A 17024-nucleotide genomic window follows, 5' to 3' on the forward strand; every position below is an offset into this window, starting at 1 on the left:
GGTTAGTTCCGCGCCTTCTGGATTTCGTCGTTCAACTGCTTGATCAGTTCCGGCCCGAGTTCCTGGGTGTACTTGTCGACCACGGGCTGCACCTTCTGGCGCATGCGGGCCACTTCCTCCGGCGAGACGGTGTTGATCTTCATGCCGTTCTTCTCGAGCGTGCCCATGGCCTTGGTGGAGTCGGCGCGGCTATCCTGCCGCTCGAAGTCGCGCGACGACGCGGCGGCCTGACGGATCAGCTTCTGTTCGTCGGGTGAGAGCGTGTCCCACCACTTCTTGGAGGCCATCACCACCCACGGCGTGTAGACGTGGCGCGTGATGGTCAGGAAGGGCTGCACCTCGTAGAACTTGCTGCTCTGGATCGTGGTGATGGGGTTCTCCTGGCCGTCCACGGTGCGGGTTTCCAGCGCGGTGAACAATTCCGAGAACGGCATCGGCACGGCATTGGCGCCCAGCGTATTGAAGACGCCCAGCGCAATCTGGTTCTGCATGACGCGCAGCTTGATGCCCTGCAGGTCCTCGGCGCGCGTGATGGGACGCTTGGAGTTCGTCATGTTGCGAAAGCCGTTTTCCCAGTACACCAGGCCGACCAGTCCCTTGGCTTCCAGCTTCTTGAGCAGATCCTGTCCGAGCTGGCCGTCCAGCACCGCGTCGGCTTCCTTTTCGCTGTTGAAGAGGAAGGGCAGGTCAAACACGCCGAACTCCTTGACCATGCCGGCCAGCGGCGCGGTCGACCCCACCATCATTTCCTGCGCGCCGCCCACCAGCGCGCTCTGCATCTGCTCGTCCGAACCCAGGTTGGCCGAGCCAAACGTCTTCATCTTGAGTTTGCCGCCGCTGACTTTCTCCAGTTCCTGCGCCAGATGGCGGGCCGCGCGGCCCTGCACGCTTTCCTCGTTCAGCCCGTAGCCAAAGCGGATGAGGCGCGGCTTGACGTCCGCCGCCGCGGCCACCCCGGCGACGGTGCAGGACAGCACCGCCGCCAGGACAAGAACGCGGGTCTTCAATTGCTTGATCATGGTGTTTCTCCTCGGGGGTTTGTAATTGCCGCTAGTGCATCCAGCGTGCGGGTACGGTGATCAGTTCGGGGAAGATCACCAAAAGAACCAGCAGCAGCGTGTAGGCCACGACATAGCGCCACACCCCTCTGCAGATGGTTTCCATATTGATGCGGGCCACGCCGCACACGACGTTGAGCACCGTGCCGACCGGTGGCGTCAACAGGCCCACGCTGCCGACCATGACGAACATGACGCCGAAGTAGACGGGGTCGATGCCGGCCTTGGTGACGACGGGCATCAGCACGGGGCCGAGAATCAGGATGGTCGGCGTCAGGTCCATCACCGTGCCCACGAGCGTCAGCAGGATCAGCAGCGCGAACATCAGCAGCTTGGGCTGGTCCATGACCGGCTCCAGCAGGGCGATGAGATCCTGCGGCAGGTCCGCCAGCGTGATCATGTAGGACGACACCATGGCGGCCGCCACCAGGAACATGACTACAGCCGTGGTGCGGGCGGCGTTGATGAAGAGCGGACCCAGGTCGCGCCAGCCGATCTCGCGGTACACGAAGATGCTGACCAGCAGCGCATACACGGCGGCGACGACCGCGGCTTCGGTTGGGGTGAAGATGCCGCCGCGCAGCCCGCCGATGATGATGACTGGAAGGAACAGCGCCCACAGCGATCCGCGCAGCGCTTTCAGACGGTTGGACCACGGCTCGCGCGGCGAGGGCGTGATGCTGCCGTGCTTGCGCGCCACCCACGTCCATACCGCCACCAGCGTCAACCCCATCATGAGGCCCGGCGCGATGCCGGCGAAGAACAGCTTGGTGATCGACACATTGGTGGCGACGCCGAAGATGATGAACGAGATCGACGGCGGAATGATGGGCGCGATGATGCCGCCCGATGCGATCAGGCCCGAGGCCTGGCCCGCGTCATAGCCTTTTTCGCGCAGCATGGGGATCAGCAGCGATCCCAGCGCCGCGGCGTCGGCCACGGCCGAGCCCGACAGCGATGCCAGCAGCACGCTGGCGAAGATGGCCACGTAACCCAGGCCGCCCTGGATGTGGCCCACAAACGTGTTGGCCAGGTGAACGATGCGGCGCGAGATGCCGCCGGCATTCATCAATTCGCCGGCCAGCATGAAGAGCGGCACTGCCATCAGCGTAAAGCTGTTGGCCCCGGACAGCATGTTCTGGGCAAGAAGCTGGGTGTCGTAGAAATCCAGCTGGAACATCATGACGATCGCGCTGATGATGAGCGCGAAGGCGATCGGCAGGCCCAGGGCAATCAGCCCCAGCAGCACGACTAGGAAGACGGTCAGGATCATTGCGGGTATCCGGGCGGATGGGTGTGGGGCGCTTGTTGGGGCGGGTGAGGTCCGGATCAGACCAGCGGGTCTTCCGGACTGGATTCCGCCGGCAGCGGGCCGCCCGCAATCACGCGGACCAGGTCGACGACGGTCAGGATGCCCATTGCCACCGCGGCGTACAGCCCTGCGGCGTTGAACACGGCCTGGGGCATGCCGGTGACAGGCAATACGGTGTCAAGCCCGATGACCGTCTGGACCCAGCTGCCTTCGGCCATCAGCCACAGCACCCACAGGATCATCAGCTGGCAGGCAATATGCGACACCCGGCGCGCGCCCGGGCCAAAGCGTTCCACCAGCATGGTCACGCCGATGTGCTGGTGCTCGCGCAGCGCAATCACCGAACCCAGGAAAATCATCCAGACGAACGCCAGGCGCGAGACCTCGTCCGAGACGTTGATGCCGGAGTTAAAGAGATAGCGCAGCGCCACGTTGCCGAACAGCAGCACGACCATGATGACCAGACAGGCGACCATCAGCCAGGTCTGTAGCGCAAAACACCAGTCCGCGGCGCGGGCCAGCGGCGAGCGGCCCGGACGCGATGGTCCCGGCCGCCCCATGGGGGAAGCTTGCATGTTTGTCTCCTCTCCGTTGGCCGGAATTTTTTTAGAGGTTTGATGCGGATCATGTTAGCGCTAACATTTTTGCTTTGGCAAGCCCCTTTTTTTCGGTCAGACTACGCGCTTGCATTCACCGCGAGGGTCCATGTCCATCCGCAAACCTCGAAGCTCGCGCGCTGGCCGCGTCACCATGCAGGATGTCGCGCGGCGCGTGGGCGTCAGCGCGATCACGGTATCGCGGGCGTTGCGCACGCCCGATAAGGTGGGCCAGGATCTGCGCCAGCAAATCGCGCGGGTGTGCCAGGAACTGGGCTACGTGCCCAACCACGCCGCCAGCGCGCTGGCGTCGGCGCGGTCGCAGACCATCGTGGTGCTCATCCCGTCGCTCAGCAACGTGGTGTTCGTGGACATCATCACGGGCATCAAGGAAGTGCTGGACCAGCACAGCTACCACATGCTGATCGGCGTGACGGGCTATTCGCCGGACGAAGAAGAAGCGCTGCTGCGCAAGTATCTGCAGCATTCGCCCGATGGGGTGGTCCTGACCGGCATCGACCACAATCCGGGTGTCTGGGAACTGCTGCGCGCGCAGTCGATTCCCACGGTGCACACGATCGAAACGCTGGAGAGCAGCAATGACATGAGCGTCGGGTTCTCGCAGTTCGACTCGGGCTACGCAGCCGGCCGCCATCTGGTCGAACGCGGTTACCGCCGCATCGGCATCATCGGCGCGCAGCTGGATCCCCGGTCGCTGCGCCGCTGCGAAGGGTGCCGGCAGGCGTTGCGCGACGCGGGGCTGTACGACGCGGCCCTGGAAATCATGACGCCGGAAAAATCGTCGATCAGCCTCGGAGCGTCGTTGATCCAGGATCTGCACGCGCGCCATCCCGACTGCGACGCCGTGTTCTTCTGCAACGACGATCTGGCGCAAGGCGCGGTGTTCCAGTGCGGCCGGGATGGCGTGCGTGTGCCAGAACAGATGGCTATCGTCGGCTTTCATGATTTCCCGGGCACGGCCTGGACCACGCCGCCGCTGTCCACCATTGCCACGCCCCGCTACCAGATCGGCCTGTCAGCCGCGCAACTGCTCATGCGGCACCTGGCGGGCGAACCCGTGCCCGAGCGGCATGTGGACTTGGGTTTTACGTTGGTTCAGCGCGAAACCAGTTGAGGACGCCGCCGCAAGAGGCGCCGTGCCTGTTCAAGCGGCGGGCGTCGATGGCGTTCTGACCGGGCGCAGCGCCAGAAAGACCCCGGCCGCCATGATCAGCCCCATGCCCGCCAGCGCCAGCGCGTCTGGCGGGCGCTGGAACCAGAACGTGCTGAAGCCCAGCGCCAGCAGCAACTGGAAGTAGTTCAGGGGCGCCAGCGTTGCCGCCGGAACCCGCTGGAAGGCCGCGATCAGCAGGACCTGCGCCAGGCCGCTGCAGGCGCCCAGGGCAAGGATGATGACGGTATCGGCCGTTCCGGGCCAGGGGTCGGGCAGGAAGAAGGGCGCGGGCAGCGCGGTCACGATCAGGCAGATGAACGCCGTGTACGCATACTGCACCGGCCCCGGCACCTTGTTCGACAGCTTGCGCGTCAGCACCTGGAAGATCGCGTAACTGACGGCCGACACCGCCATCAGCAACGTGCCCAGCAGGGGCAGGTCGCCGCCGGGCCGCACGATCAGCAGCATGCCGGCAAAGCCGGCGGCCACCGCGCCCCATTGCGCTGCCCGGACGCGTTCGCCCAGCAGCCACGGAGACAACGCCACCATGATGAGCGGGGCGGTGAAGTAGATCGCGGTGGCCTCGGACAGCGGCATCCAGATCAGCGCGGTCATGAAGCACGTAGCCACCGTGGCCAGCATGATGCCGCGCAGCACCAGCAGCGGCTTTTCCGGCGCGTCGCGCAGCCGCAGGCCGCGGCCGTGGCGCCACAGCATGCCCATCGCCAGCGTCGCCACCGCCAGGTAGCGCATCACGTTCAGAAAGGGCGCCGGATAGCGTTCCAGAAGCTGCTTGGCGCCCGCATCGAAGGTGGCGAACGCCACCAGCGCCGCGAAAAACAGCAGGACGCCAGTCTGGCGCGCGCCTTCATTTGCCGCCACGGCCAAAGCCTTCAAGAAACGCATCCAGCGCGGGCCCGATCGCCTCGACCATGTAGCCGCCTTCCTGCACCACGACGGTAGGCACGCGCAAACCGGCGACGCGCGCGCCGATGTCTCGGTACGCATCGATGTCCAGCCTGAGCACGCTGATCGGATCGTCCTTGTAGGTGTCGAATCCCAGCGGCAGGACCAGCGCCTGCGGCGCATAGCCCGCCAGGGCATCCAGCGCGGTGTCCAGCGCCTGCAGGAATTCCGCGTTGCCGCAGCCGTGCGCCAGCGGCAGGTTCAGGTTGTAGCCTTCGCCCGCGCCGTGCCCGCGCTCGTGCGCGTAGCCGGTATAGAAGGGGTAATACCCGGCCGGATCGGCGTGCAGCGAGACGGTCATCACGTCCGCCCGGTGATAGAAGATGTTCTGTGTGCCGTCACCGTGGTGCGCATCCACGTCCAGCACCGCCACCTTCGACCACGTCTGCAACAGGCGGCTTGCCGCGGCGGCGCTGTTGTTCAGGTAGCAAAAGCCGCCGGCGCGGTCGCGATGGGCATGGTGGCCGGAAGGCCGGGAGAGCGCGTAGACCACGCCACCGGCGCTCGCCACATGGTCCGCGGCCGCCAGCGCGCTATGCGTGGACCGCAGCGCCGAGCGCCAGGTCTGCGGCCCGATGGGGCAGGCGAGGTCGCTCAGGTAATACCCGGTTTGCGCCACGATGGACGGGGACGGGCAGGGGCCCCGTCCGGCGGCATCGATGCGGCCGTTGTAGTAGGGCGAAAGATTAGGCAGTACTTCCGGACCAGGATCGACGCCTGGCGCCTTCAGGGCCTGCCAGCGCGCAAAGGCGGTTTCCAGGTAGTCCAGATAATCCGTGCTGTGCACGTGTTCAAGCGGCTTGCGGCCATAGTCGGATGGCGCTTCGACCTTCACGCCGCGGGCCGCCAGCGCCTGCTGCAGGCTCTCCGCGCGCGACGGCAGGTCGGTGGGGGCGCTGATGCGGCCCAGCCGCATGAATTGCCTGGGCGAATGCAGCAACTGTTCTTCGGAAAAAAACGCCTTCATGGATATCCTCGCTCAGACCGTCACGGTCGCTACCAGATGCGTGGGGCTCAGGCCCGCTTGAGTTCGATCTCGACGAACACGAATTCCGTGTCGCTGGGGTTGATGACGTTGTGCTCCACGCCCACCGGCCGGTAATACGCCACACCCGTGGTGAGTTGGCTGGTGACCTGGCCGTTGGGCGTGTCCAGCAGCAGCGGGCCGGTGGTCTGCGGCACCACCACGTAGTTCATGCCATGCCGGTGCCAGCCCGTCTCGCCGCCCGGCGGAAAGCGCCATTCGGTGACGGTGACCAGTTCGTTGTCGATCTGCACGGTGGGTACTGCGGCGGGGCGTTGCATAAGGCGTTCTCCTGTATGGCGATGACGGGGTTGCAGTCAGGCGGCCTGCGCCTTGGTCGGGTCCCAATGCTGTCCGGGCACCGCGGCGATCAACTGGCGCGTGTAGGCGTGCTGCGGGTTGTCGAAGATCTGGGCGGGCGACCCGTACTCCACCACCTTGCCGCGATGCATGACCAGCACCGAATTGCAGATCTGCGCCGCCACGCGCAGGTCGTGGGTGATGAACACCAGCGCAATCTTCAGCCGCTGCTGCAGGTCGTGCAGCAGTTGCAGCACCTGCGCCTGAACCGACACGTCCAGCGCCGACACCGATTCGTCGGCCACCAGCACCTTGGGCTCCAGCGCCAACGCGCGCGCGATGCCGATGCGCTGGCGCTGGCCGCCCGAGAACTGGTTGGGATAGCGGTCAAAGGCGGACGGGTCCATGCCCACCAGCGACAGCAGTTCGCGCGCCCGGGCCTCGGCTTGAGCGCGCGGGACGCCATTGGCGACCGGGCCGTCGCTGATGATGCGGCCCACGGTGTGGCGGGGATTGAGCGAGGCGAACGGGTCCTGGAAGATCATCTGGATCTCGTGCCGCATCGGCCGAAAGCGCGATTCGGGCAGCGTGGCGATGTCCTGGCCGTTGAACAGCAACTGACCGCCATTGATGCCGACAAGCTTGAGCAGGCATTTGCCGATCGTGGACTTGCCCGAACCGGATTCCCCCACGATGCCCAGCGTCTCGCCGCGCCGCACGGCAAAGCTCACGCCGTCCACCGCGTGCACCTGGCGCTTGTTGCCCAGCCAGCCGTGGCCGATCACGTAGGTCTTTTTCAAATCTTTGACCTCCAGCACTGGCGTGTCGTCGGCAAGTCCGGCGCGCTTCTCGCCGCGCCGGTGCGGCACGGCCGCGATCAGGCGCTGGGTGTAGGGATGGCGCGGGCGGTTGAGCACCTCGCTTGCCGGGCCTTGCTCCACCAGAATGCCTTTTTCCATGACGGCCACGCGGTGGGCAATCTCGGCCACCACGCCGAAGTCGTGCGTGACGAACATCACGCCCATGCCTTTCTCTTTCTGGATGCGCGCGATCAACGCCAGGATCTGCGCCTGGGTGGTGACGTCCAGCGCGGTCGTCGGCTCGTCGGCGATCAACAGCGCGGGCTCCAGCGCCAGCGCCATCGCAATCATCACGCGCTGGCGCTGCCCGCCGGACAAGCGGAACGGATAAACGTGATACAGCGTGGCCGGATCCGGCAGGCCGACAAATTCCAGCAGTTCGAGCGTGCGCTTCAAGCGTTCTGCGCCGGGGTAGGCGTTATGCACGCGCATCACCTCGCTGATCTGTTCGCCCACCGTCATCAGCGGGTTCAGGGCCGACAGCGGCTCCTGGAAGATCATCGCCATGTCCTTACCGCGCATGGCCTGCAGGGCGGGTTCGTCCAGTTGCAGCAGGTCCTGGCCACGGAACAGGATGCGCCCGGCCTGCGGCGTCAGGTAATCGGGCAGCAGCCCCATGATGGCGTTGGCGCTCATCGACTTGCCCGAGCCCGATTCGCCCACGATGCACAGGATTTCACCGGCGCGAATGTCGTACGACACGTCCTGTACCGCGTAGGGACGGTCGCCGCCCTTGGGCAATGCGATGGTCAGACTCTGGATCGACAGGAGCGGCGGGGTTGTCAGGTTTTCATTCATGCCGGCCTCCTATTCGCCGCGCTTGCGCAGTTGCGGGTTGAGGGCGTCGTTCAGGCCTTCGCCGATCAGGTTGATGGCCAGCACGGTCAAGAGGATGGCGACCCCGGGCCACACGCTCATCCACCAGGCCTCGCGGATCATGGTGCGCGCCGCGCCGATCATGAAACCCCAGCTCATCAGGTTGCGGTCGCCCAGGCCCAGAAAGGACAGCGACGACTCCGTCAGGATCGCGGTCGCCACCATGAACGAGGCCGACACGATGATGGGCGACATGGCATTGGGCAGGATCTGCGTGCCCACGATGCGGGCCGGCGTCTGGCCGATGACGATCGCGGCCTGCACGAATTCGCGCTGCTTGAGCGTCATGAATTCCGAGCGGACCAGCCGCGCGGCCGGCGGCCAGGACACCACCGCGATGGCGCCCATGATCGAATAGACCGACGGGCTCAGGATGGCGACCAGCACCACGGCCATCGCCAGTTGCGGAATGGTCTGGAAAAACTCGGTGAACCGCATCAGTGCGTCGTCCACGCGGCCGCCGCAGTAGCCGGCTATCGAACCGACCACGATGCCAAAGAGCAGCGCGACGGCGGTGGACAGCAGGCCCACCATCAGCGACACGCGCGCGCCCCACACCAGTCCCGCGGTGATGTCGCGGCCCAGCATGTCCGTGCCGAAAGGATAGTCCGCATTGGTGAACGGCGGGATCAGCGGGTCGGCCACCATCATCCAGGGCGACTCTTCGTACAGCAGCGGCGCCGCCAGGGCCACGGCCACCACGATCAGCATGATGACCAGGCCGGCCACTGCCCCGTAGTTGCGCAGGTAACGTCGGGCGAATGACTTCATGCGGAGGCTCCTTGCTGCGCACCCGCGCCAATGCGCGGATCGATCAGGCGGTACAGCACGTCGGTCAGCAGGTTGAAGACCACGACCATGATGGAGGTGACCAGGAAGATGCCCAGCAGAAGCTGGTAGTCGCGTTGCAGCAGGGCGTCGAACATCAGGCGTCCGATGCCGGGCCACGCGAAGACGGTCTCGGTCAGCACCGCGCCGCCCGCCATCTGCCCCAGCTGGATGCCGGCAAACGTGATGACCGGCAGCAGCGCGTTGCGCAGCACGTGCGCGCGGATCACGCGGCTGGGGCTCACGCCCTTGGCGCGCGCCGTCTTCACGAAATCCATGCCGATCACTTCCAGCATCGACGCGCGAGTCAGCCGCACGTAGACGGCCATGAAGAAGCAGCCCAGCGTCACGGTCGGCAAGATGAGATGCAGGGCGATATCGCCCGCGCGCGCCCAGCCGGTCAGGTTTGCGCCCACGGTCTCCATGCCGAAGGCCGGCAGCCAGCCCAGCACCACCGAGAACAGCAGGATGCCCATCAGCGACAGCCAGAAGAGCGGCGTGGCGTACAGCAACAGGGCGCCGGTCATCACCGAGCTGTCGATCCAGCGGCGCTTGTTGCGATAGCGCGCCTTGGCGGCCACCACGCCCAGCAGCACGCCCAGCACGATGGAAAACACGAAGGCGCACGACATCAGGAGGAACGTGGCGGGCAGGCGCTCGACGATCAGGTCCAGCACCGGCACATGATTGCGGTACGAAAAGCCCAGATCCAGCTGCACCACGCCCTTCAGGTAGAGAAAAAGCTGCGTCAGGACGGGCTTGTCCAGGCCAAAGGCGACACGCAGCTGGTCCACGTAGGCGGCATCGCCCGCGCCGGCCTGGCCGGCCAGCACGGCGGCGGGATCGCCGGGCGCAAGCCGTATCAGGAAGAAATTGATGATCACCACGCCCAGCACCACCACCAGGGCCTTGCCGATGCGGGACAGCAGGAAAGACAGGAATCTCATGCTCGGGTCCTTTCAGGACGGACGTGCCTCGCGGCAACCCTGCCCGCCGCGCAGCCAGGCGCCGCCGCGGACACTGGATCCGCGGCGGCGCCCCGGGGGCGCTTACTTCTTTTCGAGGTAGACGTCGTCGAACGACTCGTTCAGGCCGATGGCGGTCTTGACCAGGTTCTTCACGTTGGCGCGATACAGGGTCGGAAACTCCATGTCGACCAGGAAGCCATTGGCGACCTCGTTGACGAGCGTCGTCTGGATCTGGGTGTAGAGCGCCTGGCGCTTGGCCGGATCGACCTCGGAGGCGGCGGCCTCCCACAGTTTGTCGGTCTCGGGGTTGCTGTAGCCCTGCACATTGGCAAAGGGCGATCCCTTGACGATGTTCGACGAGATATACAAGCGCTGCACGCCCAGCGCGGGGTCGCCGTACTGGTACGTGAAGGTGGTGGTCAGGTCGAAGTCCCAGTTGCCGGTGCGGCTTGCCCAGCCGCCCGCGTCGGTGGATTCCACGTTCACCTTGAAGCCCAGCTGTTCCAGCGCCTGCTTGGTGTATTCGCCCAGCCGGTCCCAGGTCGAGCCGTACGGGAAGCTCAGTTGGCGGATCGTGTAGTCGCCGGGCTTGATGCCCGATTCCTTGATCAGCGCGCGCGCCTTCTTCATGTCGAACGGCATCGGCGGCATGTTCTTGTCGTAGAACATCTCGGTGGTCACGAAGGGGCTGGTCGACACTTTGCCCAGACCGAAGAAGATGTTGTTGACCACCATGTTGCGGTTCATCGCCGCCATGACCGCCTGGCGCACCTTCAGGTTGTCGAAGGGCGGCTTACGCATGTTGAAGATCAGGTAGGCCTGCGGCGAGAACATTTCCCAGCCCGCGGTCGTGTATTCCACGTTGGGCAGGCCGCGCAGGCGCTTGATGTCGACGTTGTCCACGTCGCCGCCGCGCAGCACGTCCACGCTGCCGCGCTCGAAGGCCACCGCGCGCGACGCCGCGTCCGGAATCACGTTGAACACCAGCTCGTCCAGATACGGCTTGCCGGGCTTCCAGTAATCGGGATTGCGCGCCAGCTTGATGTATTCGCCGCGCTTCCATTCCTTGAAGACGAACGGGCCGGTGCCCACGGGCTTCTGGTTGGCCGGGTTGGTCATGTAGTCCGTGCCGGCGTACAGATGCTTGGGCATCATCGGCGCAAAACCGGGTTCGAACATCAGCATGAAGGCCGGAAACGGCGTCTTCAGCTTGATGACCACGGTCTTGGCGTCGGGCGCCTGCACGGACTCGACGAACTTATTCAGAATGACGCGGGCACGCGCGTGGGTCTTGGGCAGCATGTCCGCCAGCGAGAACACCACGTCCTCGGACGTGAACGGCTTGCCGTCATGCCACTTCACGTTGTCCTGCAGGTGGAAGGTGTAGGTCAGGCCATCGGCGGCGGCCTCCCATGACTTGGCCAGTCCGGGCTGCGGCTTGAGGTCGGTGGAGTAGGTCAGCAGGCTCTCGTAGATCTTGCCCGCGACGAATTGCGTCGGCCCCTGCTGATTGATGGCCGTGACGATCACCGGCGGTTCGGGCTGGACGATCATGTTCAGCGTGCCGCCCTTGGTCTGGGCCAAGGCCTGCGTGGCGGGCAGCGCGGCCGCAAGGACCAATGCGCCGATGCTTAGGGAAAACCAGTTTTTCGATTTCACTGCGAGCCTCCGGGCTGGAAAGGGTCGGACAGGCGGCCGCTCGGACGCGGCGATAGCCGTGCCGGATCAAGCAAACCTCATGCCACCTGCGTTTCTCGGGTACTGCGGGTGGAGCTGCTGCAACAATGCTTCGTTCAGGTGCTGGTTAAGGCGCCGCGCACCAATGCGGAGAATTCAGTGGTGCTTGGCCATGTCTGCGGTGGCGGCTTGGGGCGCATTGGCCCGCGCCACCATGGCGTCGAGCAACACGTTGCAGCCGGCTTCCAGATGCTCGGGCCGGGCGTCTTCGATTTCGTTGTGGCTGATGCCGTCCTTGCACGGCACGAAGATCATCGCGGTGGGCGCCACGGCAGCCATGTAGACGGCATCGTGTCCGGCGCCCGTGACGATGTTCATGGCGGGCAGGCCACGGTTTGCGGCGCCCTGGCGTACCTTGTCCACCAGATCGGGATCGAACGGCGTCGGCGGGAAATACTGCACGTCCTTCACGTCGACGCGAACGCCGTGCGCGACCGCGATGTCGTCGCAAATGCGTCGCCATTCCGCATCCATGCGTTGCAGCGTCGCCTCGTCTTCGTGGCGCAGGTCGGTGGTGAATCGAACCTGGCCTGGTATGACGTTGCGCGATCCCGGGAACGCGTGGATCTCGCCCACCGTTCCGCGTCCGTGGGGCTGGTGGGTATTGGCAATATTGACGACGGCCTGCAGCAGGAAGCTCGTGGCGAAGAGGGCGTCGCGGCGGATCGGCATGGGCGTCGGACCGGCATGCATTTCCATGCCGGTCACGGTGACGTCGTACCAGCGCAGGCCCAGCGACCCCGTCACGACGCCGACCGTCTTTTCCTCGTGCTCCAGGATCGGACCCTGTTCGATATGCGCCTCGAAGTAGGCGTCCACCGGGCGCCCGCCGACGGGGTCGGCGCCGGCGTAACCAATGGCCTGAAGTTCGTCGCGCACGCTGATGCCCTGCGCGTCGCGCGCCGACAGCGCGGTTTCCAGCGGAAATTTGCCGGCAAAGACACCCGATCCCATCATCACGGGCACGAAGCGCGAGCCTTCCTCGTTGGTCCAGATGGCCACTTCCAGCGGGGCCTCGGTCGTCACGCCCGCGTCATTGAGCGTGCGGATCACTTCAAGACCGGCCAGCACCCCGTAGCAGCCGTCGAACTTGCCGCCGGTAGGTTGGGTGTCGATATGGCTGCCCGTCATCACGGGCGGCAGGCTGTCATTGCGGCCCGCGCGCCGGGCGAAGATGTTGCCCACCTGATCCACCCGCACTGTCATGCCGGCCTCGCGCATCCAGCCGGTCACCAGATCGCGGCCCTGGCCATCGAGCGCGGTGAGCGCCAGGCGGCAGTTGCCGCCCTTGGGCGTCGCGCCGATCTGCGCAAGATCCATCAGGGACTGCCACAGCCGGTTGCCGTTGATGGACAGAGGGGGTGTCGTCATAGGTCGCCTCGGGGGTGGGAAACGTCGCCAAAGTCCTCGCGCAGGCGCGCCAGGATGCCAAGCAGGTGAGCGTGCATGGCGTGCCGCGCACGAATGGGGTCGCGCGCCACGATCGCGGTCAGGATGCGCTGGTGTTCGGCGTGGGCAACTGCCCACACCTTGGCATCGACGAAATAGTCCTGCATCCGCCGGTACACCGAGCTGGATTGGGTCAGGTTCCACAGATGGGCGACGGCGGCGGCCAGCGCGGCGTTGCCGCAGGCGGCGGCGATCGCGCCGTGAAACTCCCGGTCATGCCGGCCTGGCGAATCCGTCAGGGACATGCCGTCGTGGGCGTCGAGGATGGCCGCCAACTGGGCGGCGGTGGCATGCTGCGCCGCCATGCCCGCGCATTCGGGCTCGATGAGGAGGCGCGCTTCCAGCAGGTCGAACGGCCCGATGTCGTCGACGCCCTGCGCCGCGCTGGGCGGTGTTCCGGCGGCGGCCGCCATGCCGGCGCCTTCCTTGTCCGCCACGAACACGCCGGTGCCCACGCGGACCTCGACGTAGCCCTCGATTTCAAGCGCAATCAGCGCTTCGCGGATCGACGCGCGGCTGACCTGCAGTTGTTCGGCCAGGTCCCGCTCCGACGGCAAACGCCGGCCGCGCGGGAAGTCGCCGGCCCGGATCCGTCCTGCGATCTGGTCGGCGATCATGCGATACAGACGGGTGACGGCGACGGCTTGGAAAGTGCTCATCGGGCGGGGGGCTTGGCCTGGTGGTCAGGCCACCAATATAGGCACCTCGCCATTGAAACAAAAGGGAAAACTAGCGCTTTCAGGGAAAACGATGTGAGGGATTCCACCGCTGTTCGTCTGGTGGTCAGGCCAGTGGACCGGCCCTTTTTAGGTCCGCCGCTGGGGCAGGGCGGCGGGATGCAGAGTTCGCTACGCTTCGTCGTCCGGTTCGGGCGTCTGCGTGAAGGCGCGGACCAGCCGGGCGATGCCGTCCAGTTCGTCGTGCGCGCCCACCACCCATTCCGGCTTGCCGAACGGGCTGTCCGCCGGCGTGTTGTCCAGATTGGCTTTCAGGTCGCCCAGCAGTTCCAGCGCCATGTCGGTGGCCTGGGGGCTGCTGCGGGTGGATAGGGCGATCGCAATCGCCAGCGCCTGGCGCATGGCCAGCAGGCGGCCTTCCAGTTCGGTTTCCATTGGGGGTCCTTGTTTGCTGCGGGAATCGCGGCATTTTACGGGGCAGGGCGCGGGCTGGTAACGCCCCGCCAAAGCTTGCCCGACGGCAGAGGCCTTGCGCTCGATTTGCGCAAGATCAATGTGAAGGGCGCGGGGCAGGCGAATAATCCGGGTTATGCAAGCCGCTCTACGCCCTCAATCTTCGGAATCGCCGGCGCCCGCCACCGCCGAGCCGTTTTTTCCTCCCCAACTGCTGGCCCGGTTGGACAAGAACGGGCCGCGATACACCTCGTATCCCACGGCGGACCGCTACCACGGGGGCTTCGCCGAGCAAGACTACCGGCTTGCCTTGCAACAGCGGCGCGCCGCCACTCCGGCCGAGCCGCTGTCGCTCTATGTACACATCCCGTTCTGCGAATCGGTCTGTTATTACTGCGCCTGTAACAAGGTGGTGACTCGCCACCATGACCGAGCCGCCCGCTACCTGGATGCCCTGTCCCGCGAAATCGCCTTGCACGTGCAAGAACTCGGCCCCGGCGTACCGGTGTCGCAGCTGCATTTCGGGGGCGGCACGCCCACTTTCCTGTCCAACGAGGAATTGGCGCGCCTGATGGGCGATCTGCGCGGCGCCTTCCGTTTCCAGCCCGACGCCGAAATCTCCGTCGAAGTCGATCCGCGCACTGCAACGCCCGAGCGCCTCGCGTTCCTGCAGCAGCTGGGCTTTAACCGCCTGAGCTTCGGCGTGCAGGATTTCGACGAACGGGTGCAGGTGGCGGTGCATCGGGTTCAGTCTTTCGATGACGTCGCCGCGCTGATGCACAGCGCCAGGGCATTGGGCTATGCGTCGGTCAACGTCGATCTCATCTATGGCCTGCCGCTGCAAACCGCGGCGTCGTTTGCCCGCACGATCGAACAGGTCATCGCGCTGCGCCCCGACCGCATTGCGCTCTACGCCTACGCGCACCTGCCCGAACGCTTCAAGCCGCAGCGCCGCATCAACGAAGCAGACCTGCCCGATCGCGAGACGCGCGTTGGCCTGCTCAGTTCGGCCATTCAGGGCTTCCTGAATCAGGGCTACACCTACATCGGCATGGACCATTTCGCGCTGAACACCGACGCGCTGGCCATTGCCAAGCAACGCGGTGAACTGCACCGTAATTTCCAGGGATACAGCACGCAGCCGGATCGCGACCTCATCGCGCTGGGCGTGTCGGCCATCGGACGCATTGGCGACACCTACAGCCAGAACGCGAAGATCCTTGACGAATACTACGCGGCCATTGAATCCGAAAAGTTTGCGATCGAGCGCGGCCTGACGCTAAGCGCCGACGACCTGGTCCGCCGCGAGGTCATCATGGACATCATGTGCCAGGGCCGGGTGGACTTCTCGCGGATCGAAGCCAAGCACGGCCTGCAGTTCGGCGACTACTTCAGCCGCGAGCTCTCGCAGATGGCCAGCCTGGCCGAACTGGGCCTGGTGAACCTGCACCTGGGAGAACTGCGAGTCACCGGCCTGGGTTGGTATTTCGTGCGGGCGGTGGCCATGACCTTCGACAAATACCTGCGCTCAGCCATGCCGACCGCCAGGTACTCCCGCATCATCTGACCTGCGCGCGGCCGCGGCGCCGCGCGCTCATTCGGCAAACTTGTCGCGCAGGTACAGCGCCAGCGACAAATCATCGGACAGTCCCAACTTGCGCATGGCGCGGCGCTTGTGCGTGCTGACTGTCTTCTTGCTGCGCACCAGCCTTTCGGCGATCTGCGTCACCGACATCCCCTGCCTGATGTGGCGCAGGATTTCCACTTCCGAAGTCGTCAACAGCGCGTGCGGCGCCGTCGGCTCCATGCAGCGGATCTTTCCGTCCTCTACCGTCAAAAAAGGGGCCTTGGCCTCGATGACGCCGCGGATCATGTCCGGCAGCAAGACCAGCCCCCATTGCTTTGCCAGATAGCCGGCGGCGCCGGCGCGGTATGCCGCGTACTCGGTCTCTTGCCGGTTGCCGGCCGAAAACGTGATGACCGCCATGCTGGGGTGGTAGCGGCGCACACGCCGCAGATAGTTGACGCCGTCGCAGGGTTCCAGCGGCAGATAGAAATCGATGAGCGCGACGTCGCACGGCTGCTTCGCCAGTTTTTCCAGCAACGCGCGCGCGGAGGTTTCGCGATGAACGACATGAAAGCCAGGCCGGCTTTCGAGGAACGCGCCGATGCCCAACGCCACCACGGGATGGTCGTCCAGGACCGCGACCCGGATAACGGGCGGCGGCCGCGACAGCAGCAGGTGCTTTCGAGTTTCAAAGCCGTCCTCCGGCGCGATAAACGGGCCGTGAAGCGAGCCGCCGGTCATCTGGCTTGCAGTCTCTGAAACGCAATTCATCGTTGCTCCACGATCGGATGGGGGTTCAGGGCGATCCGGGCGGGCACGAGGGGGCGGTCGCGTGGCGCGTTTCCTTGAGCAGCCCTGAAATTGGTGGGCAGATTACGTGGTCGGCGCGGGTTTGGGTCGCCAAACGAGGCAAAATCAGACCGATGCACTCGGCGCAATTGATCCGTTGCGGTCCCCCGCGTCGCCTTGCAATCCTCCGTGGCGTTTTCGCCACGGGCGGGGCGCAAACGGTGCTACAATCGGCAACGATCCATGCAGCTATTTCGGCTGCATTTGTCTTGCTGCATCTTGATTCGCGCTGCGCTTCGCGCGCGCCCACAGGCTCAAAACATGCTTTTCCCGCCCGCACGAACTACGACCCGGAACTTTCGCCCCATGTCGCGTTAGTTTTTTCGTGCG

The 17024-nt window shown here is 65.3% G+C and carries 16 protein-coding genes; 2 read left to right on the plus strand and 14 right to left on the minus strand.

From position 1 onward, the window contains the following. Window positions 1-2: 2 nt before the first annotated feature. The 3 genes from HV786_RS23685 to HV786_RS23695 are packed head-to-tail and all read right to left on the minus strand — an operon-like array spanning window position 3 to window position 2945. Window positions 3-1019, minus strand: coding sequence for a TRAP transporter substrate-binding protein (locus HV786_RS23685; RefSeq protein ID WP_128827967.1), 1017 nt, complete (start codon window positions 1017-1019; stop codon window positions 3-5). 31 nt (window positions 1020-1050) lie between these two features. Continuing rightward, window positions 1051-2331 (minus strand): TRAP transporter large permease, encoded by a 1281-nt coding sequence (locus tag HV786_RS23690; protein ID WP_108696955.1) that lies wholly within the window; start codon window positions 2329-2331, stop codon window positions 1051-1053. Window positions 2332-2387: 56 nt separating this feature from the next. Then, a complete protein-coding gene (locus HV786_RS23695) occupies window positions 2388-2945 on the minus strand; it encodes a TRAP transporter small permease (RefSeq protein WP_128827968.1) in 558 nt (185 codons plus the stop codon). Window positions 2946-3075: 130 nt separating this feature from the next. On the opposite strand from HV786_RS23695, the gene gntR reads away from it, so the two are divergent. Continuing rightward, window positions 3076-4101: an HTH-type transcriptional regulator GntR gene (gene gntR / locus HV786_RS23700; protein WP_128827969.1), complete on the plus strand. Its 1026-nt coding sequence runs from the start codon at window positions 3076-3078 to the stop codon at window positions 4099-4101. 30 nt (window positions 4102-4131) lie between these two features. Here gntR and HV786_RS23705 read toward each other — a convergent pair whose 3' ends face one another. From HV786_RS23705 to HV786_RS23750, 10 genes are all read right to left on the minus strand, one after another. Continuing rightward, window positions 4132-5046 carry a DMT family transporter gene (locus HV786_RS23705; RefSeq protein WP_128827970.1) on the minus strand — a complete coding sequence of 305 codons (915 nt, stop codon included), beginning with the start codon at window positions 5044-5046 and terminating at the stop codon, window positions 4132-4134. Continuing rightward, window positions 5009-6073: a histone deacetylase family protein gene (locus HV786_RS23710; protein ID WP_128827971.1), complete on the minus strand. Its 1065-nt coding sequence runs from the start codon at window positions 6071-6073 to the stop codon at window positions 5009-5011. The genes HV786_RS23705 and HV786_RS23710 overlap by 38 nt, the downstream gene beginning before the upstream one ends. Before the next feature lie 47 nt (window positions 6074-6120). Continuing rightward, window positions 6121-6411 carry a cupin domain-containing protein gene (locus HV786_RS23715; RefSeq protein ID WP_092582112.1) on the minus strand — a complete coding sequence of 97 codons (291 nt, stop codon included), beginning with the start codon at window positions 6409-6411 and terminating at the stop codon, window positions 6121-6123. 36 nt (window positions 6412-6447) lie between these two features. Beyond that, window positions 6448-8088: an ABC transporter ATP-binding protein gene (locus HV786_RS23720; protein WP_128827972.1), complete on the minus strand. Its 1641-nt coding sequence runs from the start codon at window positions 8086-8088 to the stop codon at window positions 6448-6450. Window positions 8089-8097: 9 nt separating this feature from the next. Continuing rightward, window positions 8098-8937: an ABC transporter permease gene (locus tag HV786_RS23725; RefSeq protein WP_062841887.1), complete on the minus strand. Its 840-nt coding sequence runs from the start codon at window positions 8935-8937 to the stop codon at window positions 8098-8100. Beyond that, complete coding sequence (locus HV786_RS23730) at window positions 8934-9941, minus strand: ABC transporter permease (protein ID WP_056315866.1); 1008 nt, start codon at window positions 9939-9941, stop codon at window positions 8934-8936. The genes HV786_RS23725 and HV786_RS23730 overlap by 4 nt, the downstream gene beginning before the upstream one ends. Before the next feature lie 102 nt (window positions 9942-10043). Beyond that, window positions 10044-11621, minus strand: coding sequence for an ABC transporter substrate-binding protein (locus HV786_RS23735; protein ID WP_062841886.1), 1578 nt, complete (start codon window positions 11619-11621; stop codon window positions 10044-10046). Between the two features lie 174 nt (window positions 11622-11795). Then, on the minus strand, window positions 11796-13070 hold the full coding sequence (locus HV786_RS23740) for a Zn-dependent hydrolase (RefSeq protein WP_128827973.1): 1275 nt from the start codon (window positions 13068-13070) through the stop codon (window positions 11796-11798). Then, entirely contained in the window at window positions 13067-13807 is a 741-nt protein-coding gene (locus HV786_RS23745; protein ID WP_128827974.1) for a FadR/GntR family transcriptional regulator, read from the minus strand. Before HV786_RS23745 ends, HV786_RS23740 begins: the two co-directional genes overlap by 4 nt. 189 nt (window positions 13808-13996) lie before the next feature. Continuing rightward, a complete protein-coding gene (locus HV786_RS23750) occupies window positions 13997-14260 on the minus strand; it encodes a hypothetical protein (protein WP_128827975.1) in 264 nt (87 codons plus the stop codon). A 154-nt stretch (window positions 14261-14414) separates the two neighbouring features. Between HV786_RS23750 and hemN the strand changes: the two genes are divergently transcribed. Beyond that, entirely contained in the window at window positions 14415-15845 is a 1431-nt protein-coding gene (gene hemN / locus HV786_RS23755; RefSeq protein WP_128827976.1) for an oxygen-independent coproporphyrinogen III oxidase, read from the plus strand. 27 nt (window positions 15846-15872) lie between these two features. On the opposite strand, the gene HV786_RS23760 is transcribed toward hemN, so the two are convergent. Next, window positions 15873-16586: a response regulator transcription factor gene (locus HV786_RS23760; RefSeq protein WP_056315872.1), complete on the minus strand. Its 714-nt coding sequence runs from the start codon at window positions 16584-16586 to the stop codon at window positions 15873-15875. Window positions 16587-17024: the final 438 nt, after the last annotated feature.

It is taken from the genome of Achromobacter mucicolens, from assembly GCF_902859725.1.
Lineage (GTDB): Bacteria > Pseudomonadota > Gammaproteobacteria > Burkholderiales > Burkholderiaceae_B > Achromobacter > Achromobacter mucicolens.